The 16,516-nt window shown below is 72.0% G+C and carries 15 protein-coding genes; 4 read left to right on the top strand and 11 right to left on the bottom strand.

The window, feature by feature from the left end; all coding sequences use genetic code 11:
* Positions 1-171: 171 nt before the first annotated feature.
* The 10 genes from A37W_RS0109215 to A37W_RS0109170 all read right to left on the bottom strand — a co-directional run bounded on the left by A37W_RS0109215 (position 172) and on the right by A37W_RS0109170 (position 10,651).
* A complete protein-coding gene (locus A37W_RS0109215; RefSeq protein ID WP_018302741.1) occupies positions 172-1,146 on the bottom strand; it encodes an aldose epimerase family protein in 975 nt (324 codons plus the stop codon).
* Positions 1,143-1,985: an SMP-30/gluconolactonase/LRE family protein gene (locus A37W_RS0109210; RefSeq protein WP_018302740.1), complete on the bottom strand. Its 843-nt coding sequence runs from the start codon at positions 1,983-1,985 to the stop codon at positions 1,143-1,145. The genes A37W_RS0109215 and A37W_RS0109210 overlap by 4 nt, the downstream gene beginning before the upstream one ends.
* Positions 1,982-2,584 (bottom strand): 2-dehydro-3-deoxy-6-phosphogalactonate aldolase, encoded by a 603-nt coding sequence (locus tag A37W_RS0109205; RefSeq protein ID WP_018302739.1) that lies wholly within the window; start codon positions 2,582-2,584, stop codon positions 1,982-1,984. Before A37W_RS0109205 ends, A37W_RS0109210 begins: the two co-directional genes overlap by 4 nt.
* Positions 2,581-3,486 (bottom strand): 2-dehydro-3-deoxygalactonokinase, encoded by a 906-nt coding sequence (locus A37W_RS0109200; RefSeq protein ID WP_018302738.1) that lies wholly within the window; start codon positions 3,484-3,486, stop codon positions 2,581-2,583. Before A37W_RS0109200 ends, A37W_RS0109205 begins: the two co-directional genes overlap by 4 nt.
* Positions 3,483-4,259 carry an SDR family NAD(P)-dependent oxidoreductase gene (locus A37W_RS0109195; RefSeq protein ID WP_018302737.1) on the bottom strand — a complete coding sequence of 259 codons (777 nt, stop codon included), beginning with the start codon at positions 4,257-4,259 and terminating at the stop codon, positions 3,483-3,485. Before A37W_RS0109195 ends, A37W_RS0109200 begins: the two co-directional genes overlap by 4 nt.
* A gap of 720 nt (positions 4,260-4,979) precedes the next feature.
* Positions 4,980-6,038, bottom strand: coding sequence for an acetate/propionate family kinase (locus tag A37W_RS0109190; protein WP_018302736.1), 1,059 nt, complete (start codon positions 6,036-6,038; stop codon positions 4,980-4,982).
* On the bottom strand, positions 6,035-6,976 hold the full coding sequence (locus A37W_RS0109185) for a phosphate acyltransferase (RefSeq protein WP_018302735.1): 942 nt from the start codon (positions 6,974-6,976) through the stop codon (positions 6,035-6,037). The genes A37W_RS0109190 and A37W_RS0109185 overlap by 4 nt, the downstream gene beginning before the upstream one ends.
* Before the next feature lie 170 nt (positions 6,977-7,146).
* Complete coding sequence (locus tag A37W_RS0109180; protein ID WP_026198395.1) at positions 7,147-7,842, bottom strand: GNAT family N-acetyltransferase; 696 nt, start codon at positions 7,840-7,842, stop codon at positions 7,147-7,149.
* Positions 7,843-7,844: 2 nt separating this feature from the next.
* Positions 7,845-9,227 carry an aminotransferase family protein gene (locus A37W_RS0109175; RefSeq protein WP_018302733.1) on the bottom strand — a complete coding sequence of 461 codons (1,383 nt, stop codon included), beginning with the start codon at positions 9,225-9,227 and terminating at the stop codon, positions 7,845-7,847.
* A 470-nt stretch (positions 9,228-9,697) separates the two neighbouring features.
* Positions 9,698-10,651, bottom strand: a complete 954-nt coding sequence (locus A37W_RS0109170) for an ABC transporter ATP-binding protein (protein WP_018302732.1) — start codon at positions 10,649-10,651, stop codon at positions 9,698-9,700.
* A gap of 403 nt (positions 10,652-11,054) precedes the next feature.
* Here A37W_RS0109170 and A37W_RS0109165 point away from each other — a divergent pair, with 403 nt between their 5' ends.
* The 4 genes from A37W_RS0109165 (at position 11,055) to A37W_RS0109150 (ending at position 15,240) form a co-directional block, all read left to right on the top strand.
* Complete coding sequence (locus A37W_RS0109165) at positions 11,055-11,243, top strand: zinc-finger domain-containing protein (protein WP_018302731.1); 189 nt, start codon at positions 11,055-11,057, stop codon at positions 11,241-11,243.
* A 70-nt stretch (positions 11,244-11,313) separates the two neighbouring features.
* Positions 11,314-11,796, top strand: coding sequence for a GNAT family N-acetyltransferase (locus tag A37W_RS0109160; protein WP_018302730.1), 483 nt, complete (start codon positions 11,314-11,316; stop codon positions 11,794-11,796).
* Between the two features lie 82 nt (positions 11,797-11,878).
* Entirely contained in the window at positions 11,879-14,710 is a 2,832-nt protein-coding gene (gene polA, locus A37W_RS0109155) for a DNA polymerase I (RefSeq protein WP_018302729.1), read from the top strand.
* A complete protein-coding gene (locus A37W_RS0109150; RefSeq protein ID WP_018302728.1) occupies positions 14,707-15,240 on the top strand; it encodes a GNAT family N-acetyltransferase in 534 nt (177 codons plus the stop codon). Before polA ends, A37W_RS0109150 begins: the two co-directional genes overlap by 4 nt.
* Positions 15,241-15,496: 256 nt before the next feature.
* Here A37W_RS0109150 and hemC read toward each other — a convergent pair whose 3' ends face one another.
* Positions 15,497-16,432: a hydroxymethylbilane synthase gene (gene hemC / locus A37W_RS0109145; RefSeq protein WP_018302727.1), complete on the bottom strand. Its 936-nt coding sequence runs from the start codon at positions 16,430-16,432 to the stop codon at positions 15,497-15,499.
* Between the last annotated feature and the right edge of the window lie 84 nt (positions 16,433-16,516).

The following is a 16,516-nucleotide window of genomic DNA, read 5'->3' as shown; positions in this document are numbered from 1 at the left end:
GTCCGGGCGGGGGCTTCGTAGCTGACGTCGGCGTAGAGCGGACCTGTCCCGGGCCTGATCCGGGACCTCGATCCATCCGGAGCGTCAGGTCCGGCGAGGCCCCGGGTCAGGCCCGGGGCGGGTTCAACCGAGATGCACGGGGATAGCCCGACGCTCGGTCCACGCCCCGCCTCACCGGCTGAACCGCCACTCCGTCACGGTCCGGTAGGTCTCGCCCGGCGCGAGCTCGATCGACGGGAAGCCCTCCTGGTTCGGCGCGTCGGGCCAGTTCTGCGCCTCGATGGCAATTGCCTCGAAAGGCACGCAGCCGGGGCGGACGGAGGTGCGGTTGTCGAAGAACTGCAGCCCGGGCTCGGTCGTCGCCACGGTCAGCGTGAGGCCGTTCCGGCCGGTCAGGTGCGCCGCCACGCGCAAGGCCTCCGGCGCGTCCGACAGGCAGAAATTGTGGTCCACCCGGAACGTCTCCACGTCCAGCACGCGCCCCTCGCGCAGATCGAGGCCGAGGTCCTCCACCGGCAGGACGCGGCCGGTCGGCGCATCCTCGTCCGTGGTCTCGGTCACCCGGTCGGCCAAGACCTGGAGCGTATGCCCGTCCCACGTCTCGCCGCCGTCCATCGTCCAGTACGAGTGGTTGGCGCAGTTCATCAGCGTCGGCGCGTCGGTCGTCGCGGTCAGCGTCATCCGCAGAGTCGCCGGCGCCTCGGCCTCGAACCGCGCTTCGATCCGCCGGTTGCCGGGAAAGCCGCCCTCGCCGTCCGGCAGATCGACCGCGAAGACGACGTGGGACGGTCCGCTCTCCGCTATCTCCCAGACCTTGCCCCAGGTCCCGGCGGCCCCGGAATGGAGCGTGATGTGCCCGTTCTGGTTCGCCTCGAACGTGCACTCCCGCCCCGCGATCACCGCCTTCGCGCCGGTCAGCCGGTTCACGACCGGCCCGACCAGCGCACCGTGGTAGAGGAGCGGGCCGAGGTAGTCCTCCATCCGGTCGCTGCCGGGGGTGAGGCTGTGATCGACGCCCGGCAGGTGCACCGCCTGAAGCCGCGCGCCGTAATCGAGGAAGGACGTGGTCAGGTCGCCGGCGCCGATCGTGATCTTGCGGACCTCGCGGCCGTCCGGGAGCGTGCCGAACGCCTCGCCCCCGCTCACAGGATCACCCGGTGCTCTGCCTGGCCGACGTGGCCGGTCTCGACAGCGAAGGTCTGGCCCTGCAGTGGCGCCTCGGCCAGGGTCGACTGCGGGATGCCGACCGCGGCGGAGGTGCAGAAGATCGTCCTCAGCCCCTCGCCGCCGAAGGCCGGGCAGGTGGTCTGGATCGCCGGCAGGTCGATCGCCTCCTGGAAGGTGCCGGAGGCGTCGTAGCAGGCCACCTGACCCGCCCCCCAGTGCGCGGTCCAGAAGTTGCCGGCGGCGTCGATCACTGCGCCGTCGACCTTGGGCCCCTTCTCCGAGAGATCGAGCCAGACCTCCGCCTCGCCCTCGGGCCAGCCGTCGGGATCGGACAGCCGCCAGCGCATCACCTTGTTCACGTGGGTGTCGACGTAGAACGCGGTGTGGCCGTCGGGGTGGAAGCAGATCGCGTTGCTGACCGTGACATCCGGCACCAGCCGGCGCACCTCGCCCTTGTAGTACCGCCAGATCGACCCGGCGCCCTGCTCCGCCTCGCGGCCCATCGTGCCGATCCAGAAGCCGCCGTAGGGGTCGGCGCGGCCGTCGTTGGAGCGGGTGACGGCGTTGTCGGCCTCGAGCGGCGCGACGAGGTCGCTGTCGCCGGTGGAGAGGGTAAAGCGGTAGAGGCCGTCGGCGGAGGCGACCAGAAGAGTGTCGTCGTCCACCCAACCGGCGGCGGAAACGAAGGTCGGGAAGCGCCAGGACTGGCCCTTGCGGTGCAGCCGCCGGCCGAGGATGTCGAACCAGAACAGCTCGCCCCGGCCGGGGTGCCAGAGCGGGCCCTCGCCCAGCAGGCAGATCGTGTCGTCGTGAATCATGGTGCGGCCTCGTCGTAAGCGGTCACGATGTGGCGGGCGCGGGCGGCCACCTCGGCGGCGGACAGGCCCGGCGTGTAGAGCGCGGTGCCGATGCCGAAGCCCGCGGCGCCGGCGGCGATCCAGTCGGCGAAGTTGCCGGAACCGGCGCCGCCCACCGCGTAGACCGGCGCCTCGGGCGGCAGGACGGCGCGCATCGCGGAGAGGCCCGGGGGGCCGATCAGGCTGGCGGGAAACAGCTTCAGCCCCGTCGCGCCTGCGGCGAGGGCGGCGAACGCCTCGGTCGGGGTCATCACGCCGGGCCAGCTCTCCAGTCCCGCGGCCCGGGCGGCGCGGATCACCGACGGCTCCATGTTGGGCGAGACGACGATGCGGCCGCCGGCGTCGGAAACGGCTGCGACCTGCGCCTCGGAGAGGACGGTGCCGGCGCCGATGGTGGCGCGGTCGCCGAAGGCGTCCGCCATGGCGCGGATGCTGGCCAGCGGATCGGGCGAGTTCAGCGGCACCTCGATGGTGCCGATGCCGGCCTCGACGAGGGCGCCGCAGACCTCCACGGCCTCGTCCGGCCGGATGCCCCGCAGGATGGCGATCAGGGGTCTCATGCGCGTTCCCTTATTCCGGCCCACGCTGCGGCCAGGCCCGCCAGCGTCACCGCGTCGGCGTCCGCCGTCTCGACCGGCACGCCCTGCGCCTCCAGCGCGGCGCGGTAGCGGCCGGCGAGGGTGCCCTCGCCGATGAGGCCGACGCGCTGGCCCAGCCAGTAGGGCCGCGCGGCGGCGAGTTCGGCGCCGATCAGCAGGCCCGACAGCCGCGCACGGGCCACGGCGGCGGTCTGCCCGTGCAGCAGCCCCTCGGCCCGCAGCGGGAACAGCCGCGCGGCCAGCCGCTCGGGCGCGGCGCGGGCATCCTCCACCGCCTCGGCGAAGGCGGCGTCGTCCCAGCCGTCGCCGCCGACCGAATGGCGCAGGACGGTGTGGCCCGACAGCGCGGCGAACAGCTCGCCGGTCATGTAGGTCTGGAAGCTGACCACCTCGCCCGCGCTGACCTGCACCCACTTGGTGTGGCTGCCAGGCAGGCACATGACGCCGTCCCAGCCGGGGCTCCGGGCGAGGAAGCCGGCGATCTGCGTCTCTTCCCCGCGCATCACGTCGGCGGGGCGGTCCTGGCTCATCCCCGGCAGGATGTGGACCGACAGGCCCGGCGTCCGGGTCGGGGCGCGCACCGGACGGTCGCCCAGGGGGGCGGCGGGGACGGCGATGTAGGGCGCCTCGATCCAGCCCTGGCGTGCGCCGACCATGCCGCAGGCGATTGCGGTGACGGGGCCGGCGATCCAGTCGCCGGCGCACTCCTTCAGCGCCTCCTCGAACTGCTCCGGAGCCAGCCTGCCCATGCCGCGGTCCGAGGTCCGCAGGCCGAGCGCCCGGCCGTCTCCGGTCATCGCCCAGACCCGCAGGTTGCTCGTCCCCCAGTCGACGGCGAGCCAGTCCGGCACCCCGTCGGTCATGGGGCGAAGACGACGCCGCCATCGGCGACGAGGCACTGGCCGGTCATCGCGCGGCTGGCGTCGGAGGCGAGGAACAGGGTCGGGCCGACCATGTCCTCGGGCTTGAGCTCGACCTTGAGGCACTGCTTGCCCAGCATCCTCTCCTTGCTCTCGTCGGTGACCCAATCCTTCAACTGCCGCTCGGTCAGGATCATGCCGGGGGCGATGGCGTTCACCCGGATGCCCGCCTCGCCGTAGTCGCGGGCGAGCGCGCGGGTCAGGCCGACGATGCCGGCCTTCGACGTCTCGTAGGGCAGCATGCCGGGGCTCGCCGACATCCAGACAATGGACGTGTAGTTGACGATCCGGCCCTTCGTGCCGGCGCCCTTCATCGCGTTCGCGGCGTGCTGCGCGGCAAAGAACTGGTGGCCGAGGTTCACGGCGATCTGGTCGTTCCAGTCGTCCTCGGTGATCTCGGGCGTCTTGAAGCGCATGTCGTTGGCGGCGTTGTTGACGAGGACGTCGAGGCCCCCGTGCTCGCGCGCGGCCGTGTCGATCGCCTCGCGCAGGCGGGCGGTGTCGGTCACGTCGCCCTGCAGGAACAGCGGGCGGGTGCCGGTGGCCTGCTCCATCTCGTCGCAGAAGCCGGAATAGTCCGAGCGGCCGATGAAGGCGACCTTCGCGCCCTGTCTCAGGAACGCCTCGGTCAGCTTCGCGCCGATGCCCGAGCCGCCGCCGGTGATGAAGACGGACGCACCGTCGAGATCCGGGTGGCTGGGGGTCTGGTCCGTCATGTCGTCCTCCGATCGCACGTTTGGGGCTCCGCCGCCAACCGCTGGTCGGCGCCCGGGTTCCTGCCCGCGATCTCCCTCGGGGCGGATCATGGATCGGGCGGCGCGGAAAGGCCAGTGGGGTGCGGGATAGGTGCGGCGGGTCCGGCCGCGAGGATGCGGGACTCGTCCGGCCGGGGGTCTTCGAAGCTGGAGACCATCTGCAGCGCCCGAGCCGGGCCGGACCCTGCACCTCGCGAGGACGGCGCCCTCCCCCGCGGGGCCCCTGTTCGGGGTCGGGGCGGGCGACAAGGGGGCGGCGTCTGGCGGCGTCTGGCCGCGGCCGGACGCTCCGCCGCTGCGGTGAAGGCACTTCATCGTGCCGCTCCGCACGACCTCGCCCGTCTCGCAGGTGGTGAGGGAGCGTCTGGGGGGGGGGGCGGCCAGACGCTGCCCGGGCCGCTTGCGCGGCTGCTCCGGGCAAAGGGAGTTCAGAAACGGGCGCGTCCGTAGTCAAACCCGTCCCGGGCCTGGCCCGGGACCTCGACGCTCCGGGGCTCATTGAGGGACAGAGAAGAGGGCAGTGTCTGGTGCGGGCAGATGCTCCGACGCGGCGGAAAGGGCGGTTTATCCCCCCTCCCACGCATTACCTCGCCCGCCTCGCAGGTGGTGAGGCAGCGTCGCCGCAGTTCCGGACGGGGTGCTGTGGCGTCCTGGCTTTCGTGCGCCCGCGGGCAGCGCGGTCTACGGCGTCAGCAGCCCCACCGCATCCCGCGCGATCTGCCGTTCCTCGTCGGCCGGCACGACGTGAACAGGCACGGTCCCGAACATCGCCAGCCGCGCCATGATCGCGTCCCGCACCGGCGCCGCGTTCTCGCCGATCCCGCCGGTGAAGGCCACGGCGTCGAGCCCGCCCATCGCGACCACGGCCGCCGCGCCTTCGCGCGCGGCCCGCTCGCAGAAGAGCTGCACGGCGAAGCGCGCTTCGGGATCGCTCCGGCCGAGCAGCTCCCGCATGTCGGAGGTGCCGGCAAGGCCGACGAGACCGCTTTCGCGGTTCAGCACGCGGCCCGCCTCTGCGATGCCGCGCTCCTCCGCCAGCCGCAGGACGGCCATGCCGTCGATCTCGCCCGTCCGGCTTCCCATGACGAGGCCGGACAGCGGCGAGTACCCCATCGAGGTCGCGACCGACCGCCCGTCGGCGATGGCGCAGGCGCTTGCCCCGCCGCCGAGGTGGAAGGCGAGGAGGCGCGGCGGCAGACGGTCTGCGAACCAGTGCACCATCGACGCGTAGGACAGCCCGTGAAACCCGTATCGCCGGAGGCCCGAAGCGCGCAGCTCCGCCGGCAGCGCGTAGGTCGTGGAGGTGTCGGGCTGGGTCGCGTGGAACGCGGTGTCGAAGCTGGCGAACTGCGGCAAGTCGGGCGCCAGCGCGGACATGGCACGAATGCCGGCGAGGTTCGCAGGATTGTGCAGCGGCGCCAGCGGGACGCACGCCTCGATCGCGGCAATGGCGCCGGCGTCGAGGCGGACCGGCGCGGTGAGGTCGGCTCCGCCATGGACGACGCGGTGGGCGGCGGCGGCGAGGCTGGCGAGCGGGTGTCCCGCCTCGTCCAGAGCGACAAGCACGAGGGAGAGCGCAACGGCGTGGTCGGGCGCCTCCACCTTCCGCGACGCTCCGGCGACCCTGAGCCGCCCGTCCCCGCCGATGCCCGAAACGTCCAGCGTCAGCAAGCTCACCAGCCCGGCGCCGAACAGCTCGACCTTCAGCGACGTCGAGCCGGCGTTGAGGACCAGGATCATCCCGGTCCGGCGGCGGCGAGGATCGCGCCCAGCGCGGCGCTCGCGATCCGGTCCGGCGCCTGCTGGCTGCGAGAGGTGAGGAGGATCGGCACCTTAGCCCCCATCACCATCCCGCCGGCACAGGCCCCCATCCCGAGGACCATCAGCTTGAACAGGGCGTTGCCGGTGGTGATCTCGGGCACCAGCACGATGTCGGCGTCGCCCGGCACCGGGCCCTCGAACCCCTTCACCCGCGCCGCGGCGGCCGACAGGATCAGGTCCATCGCCATCGGGCCCTGCACCTGCGCCTCCAGTGCCGTGGCGGCCCAGGCCGCGATCTCGGCCGCCTCGCCGGAGGAGGGGATCTGCGGCGTCACGTCCTCGGACGCGGAGAGGCAGCCCGCCTTCACGTCGTCGTCGCCGAGCAGCCGGGCGAGGCGGACGGCGTGGGACAGGCACGCCTTGCGAGTCTCGACGTCGGGCTCGACGTTCAGCGCGGCGTCGGTCAGGAACAGCGGCCGCTCGCTGCCCGGCAGGGTGATGTGGAAGACGTGGCCGCAGCGGGCGTCCTTCTCGCGCAGGCCCGCCCTGGACGGCAGCAGCGCCTTGAGGAAGGTCGAGGTATGGACCTGCCCCTTCATCACCGCGTCCGCCCCGCCCTCGCGGATCAGGCCGGCGGCGGCGTCTCCCGCCTCTTCCCGCGGCGCGTGGACGAGGTCGAGACCGGCGATGTCCCAGCCGATCTCGTCGGCCGCGGAGACGATCCTCTCGCGGTCGCCCACCAGGACCGGCCGGGCGAGGCCGAGGTCCGCCGCCTCGCGCAGGCCCTGAAGCGGGACCGCGGCGCCTGCGTTGACGAGGGCGACGCGCGGCGCGGGCAGCGCCTGCGCGCGGGCGAGGAGGCCGGGCGGGCAGACGGGCGTGGCGGCGGAGAGGAAGGGGAAGGTCTCGGGCGGCATCTCGTCTCCGGGTCTGGTCCGCGCCGAGCGTAGCGGCAGGCGGCGGCGCGGGCCAGCCGCTCGGACGGCGGCGCGGGCGGGCACGAATGAGCCGAGCCCCGGGGGATGAGGGGAGACCGACTCGACCGCCTGTAGGGTGGGTGAAACCCACCGCCGCGCCACGGTGGGTTTCACCCACCCTGCAGCGGCGTCTTCTGCCGCCCGTTCGCGTCGAAGTTCGACCGATCCAGCCAGCGGGTGAAGCGGGCCTTCCGCTCCGGCCACTCGGTGTCGAGGATCGAGAACCACGCGGTGTCGCGGTTGCGGCCCTTGTAGACCGTCGCCTGCCGGAACGTGCCCTCGTAGGTGAAGCCGAGCCGCTCGGCCGCCCGCCGCGAGGGGGCGTTCAGGGCGTCGCACTTCCACTCGTAGCGGCGGTAGCCGAGTTCGTCGAACACGCGGCCCATCATCAGCGCCTGCATCTCGGTCGAGGCGGCGGTGCCCTGAAGGCGGGGAGAGAGGTGGATGTGGCCGATCTCGATCACGCCGTTTCCGGGATCGATCCGCAGGAAGGACGCGAGCCCCGAGGGCACCCCCTCGCCGTCGAGGATGGTGTGGAAGAGCGGGTCGTCGCCGGTGCAGGTCCGCTCCATCCAGTCCCGCAGGTCGGCGGTCGAACCGAAGGGGCCGTAGGGCAGGTACGTCCAGTTCCGCGCGTCGGCGTCCTTGGCGAAAGCGTCGAACAGCGCCGCATGGTGCGTGGCCACGTCCACCGGCACGACGCTGCAATACCGGCTGGTCAGCGGCGTCCGCGGTGGGCGCGGGCGCGGCAGGGGCACGGTGACGGGCGGCCCGACGGGCTGCCCGAGCGCGTTCGTCGTGGACACGCCTACCCGAAGACGCGGGTCAGCGCCGTGCCGACCGTGTCGGCCACGCGGTCGAGGTCGTCCTTCGTCGAGATGAGCGCCGGCGCGAAGACCAGCGTGTTGTTGTAGCCGGGGACCGAGCGGTTGGTGCAGCCGATGATGACGCCGTCCTTCAGGCACTCGGCCACGACCTGCTGCACCTTGCGCTCGTCCGCCGGCTCGCGGGTGTCGCGGTCGGCGACCAGCTCGGCGCCGGCGAAGAGGCCGAGGCCACGGACCTGGCCGATGACCTTGTGGCTCTCCATCAGTCCGTTCAGCCGGTCGATGAAGTGCGCGCCCATGTCCGCCGAGTTCTGCAGCAGGTTCTCGTCCTCGATGATCCGCATGTTCTCGAGCGCGGCCGCCGGCCCGGAGACGCAGCCGCCGAAGGTCGAGATGTCGCGGAAGTGGCCCATCGGGTCCTCGGCGTCCTTGAACAGGTCGAACACCTTCTCGGTCGTGACGCAGCACGAGATCGCGGCGTAGCCCGAGGCGACGCCCTTGGCCATCGTGACGATGTCCGGCTGGACGCCATACTGCTGGTAGCCGAACCAGGTGCCGGTCCGGCCGATGCCGCAGACGACCTCGTCGATATGCAGCAGCACGTCGTACTTGCGGCAGATCTCCTGCACCTTCTGCCAGTAGCCCTCGGGCGGGACGATGATGCCGCCGCCGGCGGTGATGGGTTCGAGGCAGAGTGCACCGACGGTGTCGGGGCCCTCGCGCAGGATGACTTCCTCGATCCGTTCGGCCGCCCACTCGCCGTAGTTGTCCTTCGGGCCGCCCTGCTCGTGCGCGCGGTATTCCAGGCAGTGCGGCACCTCGACGAAGCCGGGCGGGAAGGGTCCGTACTGGGCGTTCCGCTCCTGCTGGCCGCCGCCGGCGAGGCAGGCGATCGTGGTGCCGTGGTAGTCGCGGTCGCGGTAGAGGATCTTGTGCTTCCTGCCGCCGTAATGCTTGTGCGCGATCTGGCGCACCATCTTGAACGCCTTCTCGTTCGCCTCGGAGCCGGAGTTGGCGTAGTAGACGCGGGTCATGCCCGGCATCTTCTCGGTCAGGCGCTCGGCGAAGGTGGCGCCGGCGATGGTGCCCTTGGTGCCGGCGAAGTAGCACATCTTCACCAGCTCGTCGCGGACGCGGTCGGCGATCTCGGTCCGGCCGTAGCCGACGTTCACCGTCCAGACGCCGCCCGACACGGCGTCGAGATGCTCCTTGCCGGCGATGTCCCAGACGCGGTTGCCCTTGCCCTCGACGATGATCTGGGGATCGACGCTGTCGAAGATGCGGTGCTGCACCATCTGGTGCCAGACGTGGCGCTTGTCCGCCTCGATGATCGCCTGCGGGTCGTTCTGTCTGAGGGTATCCATGTGGGGCCTCCATGCCATTGCGGGAGTAGGCCCCAGCGGTCCGGCGGGCGCACGTCAGCGGCGTCCGCGGTCCCTTCGGCCCGGTGGCGCGGAGTCTGCCGGTTCGCGCGGCCGGGTCAAGGGGGGGGGTGGGTGAGGCAGGACAGGTGCCCGCCAAGAGCGCTCGCCCTGTGGCTTCGCCGATCTGTCGAGCGCAACGGGAGGGCGGCGGCTGGCCGCGGTCAGACGCTCCGACGCCGCGGTGGTGGCACTTTATCTCGCATCCCCCGGACGCCCTCGACCGTCTCGCAGGCGGCGAGGAAGCGTCTGGCCGGGGGGCGGCCAGACGCTGCCCGGGCCGCTTGCGCGGCTGATTCCGGGCGGAGGCTCTTGCCGGGCGTCCATCGAGGGCCGGCCCGTCGGCGTCTGCGGCTGGCTCCGGGTCGGGCCGCTCCTTGCCGGGCCCTCCTCAAGAGCGGCGGGCCTACGCCTCAGGCCGCCCCGGCCGCCGCCCCCGCACCGTCCGACGTCAGCGCCAGGAACACGTCCTCCAGATCCGCCTCCTCGGTCCGCACGTCGCGCACCTTCACTCCCACCTCGCGGATCGCGTCCAGCACCTGCCCCGCCGTCACCTTTCGCGAATCGTAGGTGAAGGCGAGCGCGCCGCCGGGGCGTTCCTCCACCCGGATCCCGGCGGGCAGGCCGGTCGGCGGCGCCATCGGCTCCGGCGGGCCCACCACCAGCGTCCGGTCGGACACCCGCGCCAGCAGGTTCGCCGTCGTGTCCCGCGTGACGATCTCGCCGTGGTTCACGATGGCGATCTCGTCGCACATCTCCTCGGCCTCCTCGAGGTAGTGGGTCGTGAGGATGATCGTCTTGCCCTCCTCCTCGTTCAGCCGCCGCACGTTGGCCCACAGCTGCTGGCGCAGCTCGATGTCGACGCCGGCCGTCGGCTCGTCGAGGACGAGGATCGGCGGGTCGTGCACCAGCGCCTTGCCCAGCAGGAGCCGCCGCCGCATGCCGCCCGACAACGCGCGGGCATAGGCCTCGGCCTGCGGCTCCAGCCCGATCAGGCGCAGGATCTCGTCCGTCCGGCGCTTCGACTTCGGCACGCCGTAGAGGCCGGCCTGCACGTCGAGGCTGCCGCGGGGGGTGAAGAACGGGTCGAGGTTCGGCTCCTGCGGCATCACGCCGATGGCAGCGCGGGACTGGCGCGGGTTCACGTCCTGGTCGAAGCCCCAGATCCTCACGCGACCCGCGCTCTTCACCACGAGGCCGGCCAGGATGTTGATGAGCGTCGACTTGCCCGCGCCGTTGGGACCGAGCAGGCCGAAGATGGAGCCTTTGGGGATCGCCAGGTCGACGCCCTTGAGCGCCTCCTTGGCGGGGGCGCGGCCGGTCGCGGCGTAGGTCTTCTTCAGTCCCTCGATCTCGATCGCGTTCATCGGTCCCTCCGCTCGCCGGGGGCGCACCCTAGCGGCAGGGCGGCGGAGGGCAAGGCGGAGGTGATGGGCGGCGAGGAAGCCGGGGGGACGAGTGGCGGTCGGAAGGCCCCCGCCCGTCCCGGCCTTGCGCCGGGACCTCGACGGGCTTGGGCGTCGCTCCGGCCATGTAGACAGGGTGGCGGCGCCGCGCGGCCCCACGTACCCGTCGCGGCCTCGCGCCGGGACCAGGAGACTGCGGGCCTGCCCTTCGCCCGCGGGGCCCCGGGTCAAGCCCGGGGCGGGATCGGCCGTGGGCCGCCCGGGAGGAGCAGAGCGCCGCGCCGGCCCTCCGTCCGCCCGTCTTGCCCCGCGCCCCCGCTTCTTCCATAACCCGAACCGAACCCGAACGAGCCGGAGCCTACCGATGCCGATCCCCCCGCCCGAGACCCATATCGTGGACGAGTGGCGCGTATCCTGCGACGGCAGCGGACCGGCGTTGGGGCATCCGCGGGTCTGGCTGATGATTCCGAACGAGATCGGCTACGTCGACTGCCCGTACTGCGACGCCCGCTACGTCCACCGCGACCACGAGGACGGAGCGGCCGCCGGCTGATCGAGATGCCGGGGGTCGCGACGCTCTCCGGCGTCCCCTGCCCGATCGCCCCTGCCGTGCCGGAGGGGCGATGAGCGACCTGCCCGAGCTGCGCCCGCTCACCGGCGCCGAGATCGACGCGACCGCGCGGATGTGGGCGAGCGGCTGGCGCGACGCGCACCTGACCATCGTGCCCGAGGAACTGGCCCGCCTGCGGACCCTTCCGGACTTCCGCCGCAGGCTGGCGGACAGCGTGGGCGACTGCCTGATCGCGGGCGCCGAGGGCGCGCCCGAAGGCTTCGTCCGGCTGATCGGCGACGAGCTGGACCAGTTCTACGTCGCTGCCGCCCTGCGCGGCACCGGCTACGCCGCCCGCCTGATGGCGGCGGCCGAGGACGCCCTCCGGGCGCGCGGCGTGCGCGAGGCGCACCTCATCTGCACGGTCGGCAACGACCGGGCGGCGCGGTTCTACGCCCGCGAGGGCTGGCGCAATGCGGGCGTGGTCAATGTGCGCGTCGAGACGTCCGAGGGGCCGTTCCCGCTGGACGTGTGGCGGTTCGACAAGACGCTGTGACGCGGGCGTGACGCCCCGCCCGTCTGGCCCTTCCCCGCCGCCCGTGGCATTCAGGCCCGGCTGACACGGGAAGGGGCGCCACATGAGTTTCGGCAAGGGCCACCACCTGCACCTGATCGACGGCTCGGCCTTCATCTTCCGCGCCTATCACGCATTGCCGCCGCTGACGCGCAAGTCGGACGGCCTGCCGGTGGGCGCCGTCTCGGGCTTCTGCAACATGCTGCTGAAGTACATCGACGGGAACACCGGCGCCGACGCCGCGACCCACGTCGCGGTGATCTTCGACAAGGGCAGCCACACGTTCCGCAACGAGATGTATGACCAGTACAAGGCCAACCGCGAGGCGATGCCCGAGGACCTGTCGCCGCAGATTCCGCTGACCCGCCGCGCGACCGAGGCCTTCAACATCGCCTGCAAGGAAATGGAGGGGTACGAGGCCGACGACATGATCGCGGCGCTCTCCTGCCGGGCCCGCGAGGCCGGCGGGCGGGTGACGATCGTCAGCTCGGACAAGGATCTCATGCAGCTGGTCGGCGACGGTGTCGAGATGCTGGACCCGATGAAGAACAAGCGCATCGACCGCGAGGGCGTGTTCGAGAAGTTCGGCGTCTATCCCGACCGCGTCGTCGACGTGCAGGCGCTGGCCGGCGACAGCGTGGACAACGTGCCCGGCGCTCCGGGCATCGGGATCAAGACGGCGGCGCTGCTCATCAACGAGTACGGCACGCTGGAAGAGCTGCTGGACCGGGCGGAGGAGATCAAGCAGCCGAAGCGGCGCGAGACGCTGATCGGGCACCGGGCGCAGATCGAGCTGAGCAAGAAGCTGGTCATGCTCGACTGCGACACGCCGCTCGATTTCACGCTGGACGACCTGGAGATCCGCGACGCCGACCCCGACGTCCTGCTGCCGTTCCTGGCGGAGATGGAGTTCCGGACCATCGTCAAGCGGATCAGCGACAAGATGGGCCGCGAGGCGCCCGCGGTCGCCGAGGCGCCGGCCGCGGTCCCCGAGGGCGTCGATCCGCCGGCCGAGCTGCCGGGTGCGCCGGATCTGCCGTTCGATCACGGCGCCTACGAGAAGGTGTCGGACGCGCCGGCGCTGGAGCGCTGGATCGCCCGCATCCGCGACCTCGGCCACGTGTCGGTCGATACCGAGACGGACAGCCTGGACGAGATGCGCGCGAACCTCGTCGGCATTTCGCTGTCGGTGGAAGCGGGCAAGGGCTGCTACATCCCGTTGCAGCACCGGCCGGATTCGACCGACGACCTGTTCGGCTCGGACGCGCTGGCCGAGGGGCAGATGCCGCTGGGCGAGTGCCTGGCGCTGCTGAAACCGGTGCTGGAGGACGACGCGGTCCTCAAGATCGCCCACAACATGAAGTACGACCTCAAGGTCCTCGCCCGCTACGGCATCGCCATGGCGCCGGTCGAGGACACGATGCTGATGAGCTACGCCCTGTATGCGGGCGAGCACAATCACGGCATGGACGAGCTCAGCGAGCGCTATCTCGGCCACGTGCCGATCGCGATCAAGACGCTGATCGGCTCGGGCAAGGCGCAGCGGACCTTCGACAAGGTGCCGCTGGAGGACGCGGTGAAGTACGCGGCCGAGGACGCGGACATCACCCTGCGCCTGTGGCAGACCTTCAAGCCGCGCCTGCCCGCGCGCCGGGTGACGACCGTCTACGAGACGCTGGAGCGGCCGCTGATCGCCGTCCTCGCCCGGATGGAACAGGCGGGCGTGCAGGTGGAGCGGGGGACGCTCTCGCGCATGTCCGGCGCCTTCGCGCAGAAGATGGCGGAGCTGGAGGCCGAGATCGCCGAGCTGGCGGGGCGGCCGTTCAACGTGGGCTCGCCGAAACAGCTGGGGGAAATCCTGTTCGACGAGCTGTCGCTGACCCTGCCGGGCGGCGGCAAGCCCAAGACCGGCAAGACCGGCGCCTACTCCACCGGCGCCGACGTGCTGGAGGATCTCGCCACGATCCACGACCTGCCGCGGCGCATCCTCGACTGGCGGCAGCTCAGCAAGCTGAAATCGACCTACACCGACGCGCTGCAGGACCACATCAACCCCGAGACGGGGCGGGTGCACACCTCCTATTCCATCGCCGGGGCGAACACAGGCCGGCTCGCCTCGACCGATCCGAACCTGCAGAACATCCCGATCCGGACCGAGGAGGGGCGGCGCATCCGCGAGGCCTTCGTCGCGCCGGAGGGGCGGACGCTGGTGAGCCTCGACTATTCCCAGATCGAGCTGCGCATCCTCGCCCACGTGGCCGGGATCGACGCGCTGAAGGCGGCCTTCGCCGAGGGGCAGGACATCCACGCGATCACCGCCTCCGAGATGTTCGGCGTGCCTCTGGCCGAGATGACGCCGGACATCCGGCGGCAGGCCAAGGCGATCAACTTCGGCGTGATCTACGGCATCTCGGGCTGGGGCCTCGCCCGCAACCTGCGGATTCCGCGGGAGGAGGCGCAAGGCTTCATCGACCGCTACTTCGAACGCTTCCCGGGCATCCGGGCCTACATGGACGAGACCATCGCCTTCGCGAAGGCGAACGGCTTCGTGCAGACGCTGTTCGGCCGGCGGATCAACACGCCCGAGATCAACGCCAAGGGCCCGACCGCCGGCTTCGCCCGGCGCGCGGCGATCAACGCGCCGATCCAGGGGACCGCGGCCGACGTGATCCGCCGCGCGATGATCCGGATGGACGCCGCGATCGAGGGGCTGCCGGCGCGGATGCTGCTGCAGGTCCACGACGAACTGCTGTTCGAGGTGGACGAGGCCGCGGCCGACGACCTGATCGGGCGGGCGAAGGACGTCATGGAGGGCGCGGCGCACCCGGCGGTGGACCTGTCGGTCCACCTCGCCGTCGAGGGCGGCAAGGGCGCGACCTGGGCGGCGGCGCATTGAGCGACCCCGCCGGCCGGGTCAGCCTTCGGGAGCCCCGGCCGGAGGACGCCGCCGCGCTCGCGGCGCTGCCCCGCGAGGCGGAGATCGTCCGCATGTACGGCGGCACGCTCACGGGGGGCCCCGAGCGGACGCTGGCGAACGCCGAGGAGGAGATCCGTCGCCTGACCGAAGCGCCGTTCGGGCGGATCATCTGCCTGGACGACCGCGCGGTGGGCGGCGTGCGCCTGCATTCGCTCAACTCGCAGGACCGCAGGGCGCGGCTCGCGATCGGCCTCTTCGCCTCGGGCGATACCGGCCGCGGCATCGGCCAGCAGGCGATCCGGCTGACGCTGGATCACGCCTTCGGTCCGATGGACCTGCACCGCGTGGACCTGCGGGTGCTCGCGTTCAACGAGCGGGCGATCCGCTGCTACCTCGCCTGCGGTTTCGTCCACGAGGGGACCGAGCGGGAGGCGGCGCTGATCGACGGGACGTGGCACGACGATCTGATCATGGGGATCCTGAGGGCGGAGCACCTGGCGCGGGGGTGAGCCTGAGCCGGGCTGGCCCTGCTCGAAACCTCCCTTCGAGGAGGACGACGGAGGGCAGCGTCTGGCCGCGGCCAGACGCTCCAACGATGCGGTAGGAGAGATTTATCCCGCCACCCCCGAACGCCCCCCATCGTCTCGCAGGTGGCTCGGAAGCGTCTGGCCGGGGGGCGGCCAGACGCTGCCCGGGCCGCTTCGCGGCTGATTCCGGGCGGGATGAACCCACCGGGGGGCGCATCGTCGGTGGGTTTCACCCACCCTATCCGAAGAACCCCTCGCCCGCGCGCGCCAGCAGCCGCGCGGCCATCTCGCGTCCGGCCTCCGGACCGTCCGCTACGGTGACCGTCACGTCATCCGACAGGACCTCCGACCCGTCGGTCCGCAGGATCTCCCCCCGCAGCCGCAGCCGCCCGTCCGAAACCTCGGCGAGGCCGGCGATGGGGGTCTCGCAGGAGCCGTCGAGCGCTTCGAGGAACGCGCGCTCGGCCGCCAGCCTCTCGGCGGTCGCCCGATCGTGAATCGCCTCCAGCAGGCCGGCCGTCGCCTCGTCGCTCCCCCGCCGCTCGATCCCGATGGCGCCCTGGGCGACGGCCGGCAGCATCTCGTCCGGGTCGATGGGGCGAGCCGGCACGTCCACCCGGTGCAGGCGATTCAGGCCGGCCATGGCGAGGAAGGTCGCCTGCGCAACCCCTTCCTCCAGCTTGCGCAGGCGGGTCTGCACGTTGCCGCGGAACTCCACCACCTGCAGGTCGGGCCGGCGCGCCAGCAGCTGCGCCCGCCGGCGCAGGGACGAAGTGCCGACGACGGCCCCCCGGGCGAGGTCCGCCAGCCCCCCCTCTCCCAGCGTGACGAAGGCGTCGCGCACGTCCTCGCGCGGCAGGTACGTGTCCAGCACCAGCCCCTCCGGCTGCAGCACCGGCATGTCCTTCATCGAGTGCACCGCGATGTCGATGCTGCCGGCGAGCAGCGCCTCCTCGATCTCGCGGGTGAACAGACCCTTGCCGCCGATCTCGCGCAGGGCGCGGTCCTGCACGACGTCGCCGGTGACCTTGATCACCACGATCTCGAACGCCTCGGCCGGCAGGCCGTGGGCGGCCATCAGCCGGTCGCGGGTCTCGTGCGCCTGGGCGAGGGCCAGCGGCGAGCCGCGGGTGCCGATGCGGAGGGGGCGGTCGGGGGCGGGCGCTTCATTCATGCCCCTCGTCTACGGAGCGGAAAGCGCGCTTTCAAGCGGCGCAGCCAGAGGGGCGCCGGCGGCTCCGGCGTCTCGCGCCAAGGG

It is taken from the genome of Wenxinia marina DSM 24838, assembly GCF_000379485.1.
In the GTDB taxonomy this organism is placed as follows: Bacteria; Pseudomonadota; Alphaproteobacteria; order Rhodobacterales; family Rhodobacteraceae; genus Wenxinia; species Wenxinia marina.
The sequence above is the reverse complement of the archived record's forward strand: the minus strand, read 5'-3'. Positions and strand labels throughout refer to the sequence as shown.

Excerpts from the sequence above, each read along its gene's own strand:
- A37W_RS0109210 (WP_018302740.1), bottom strand. The coding sequence starts at position 1,985 with ATGATTCACGACGACACGATCTGCCTGCTGGGCGAGGGCCCGCTCTGG.
- A37W_RS0109205 (WP_018302739.1), bottom strand. The coding sequence starts at position 2,584 with ATGAGACCCCTGATCGCCATCCTGCGGGGCATCCGGCCGGACGAGGCC.
- A37W_RS0109200 (WP_018302738.1), bottom strand. The coding sequence starts at position 3,486 with ATGACCGACGGGGTGCCGGACTGGCTCGCCGTCGACTGGGGGACGAGC.
- A37W_RS0109195 (WP_018302737.1), bottom strand. The coding sequence starts at position 4,259 with ATGACGGACCAGACCCCCAGCCACCCGGATCTCGACGGTGCGTCCGTC.
- A37W_RS0109190 (WP_018302736.1), bottom strand. The coding sequence starts at position 6,038 with ATGATCCTGGTCCTCAACGCCGGCTCGACGTCGCTGAAGGTCGAGCTG.
- A37W_RS0109185 (WP_018302735.1), bottom strand. The coding sequence starts at position 6,976 with ATGCCGCCCGAGACCTTCCCCTTCCTCTCCGCCGCCACGCCCGTCTGC.
- A37W_RS0109175 (WP_018302733.1), bottom strand. The coding sequence starts at position 9,227 with ATGGATACCCTCAGACAGAACGACCCGCAGGCGATCATCGAGGCGGAC.
- A37W_RS0109170 (WP_018302732.1), bottom strand. The coding sequence starts at position 10,651 with ATGAACGCGATCGAGATCGAGGGACTGAAGAAGACCTACGCCGCGACC.
- A37W_RS0109165 (WP_018302731.1), top strand. The coding sequence starts at position 11,055 with ATGCCGATCCCCCCGCCCGAGACCCATATCGTGGACGAGTGGCGCGTA.
- A37W_RS0109160 (WP_018302730.1), top strand. The coding sequence starts at position 11,314 with ATGAGCGACCTGCCCGAGCTGCGCCCGCTCACCGGCGCCGAGATCGAC.
- polA (WP_018302729.1), top strand. The coding sequence starts at position 11,879 with ATGAGTTTCGGCAAGGGCCACCACCTGCACCTGATCGACGGCTCGGCC.
- hemC (WP_018302727.1), bottom strand. The coding sequence starts at position 16,432 with ATGAATGAAGCGCCCGCCCCCGACCGCCCCCTCCGCATCGGCACCCGC.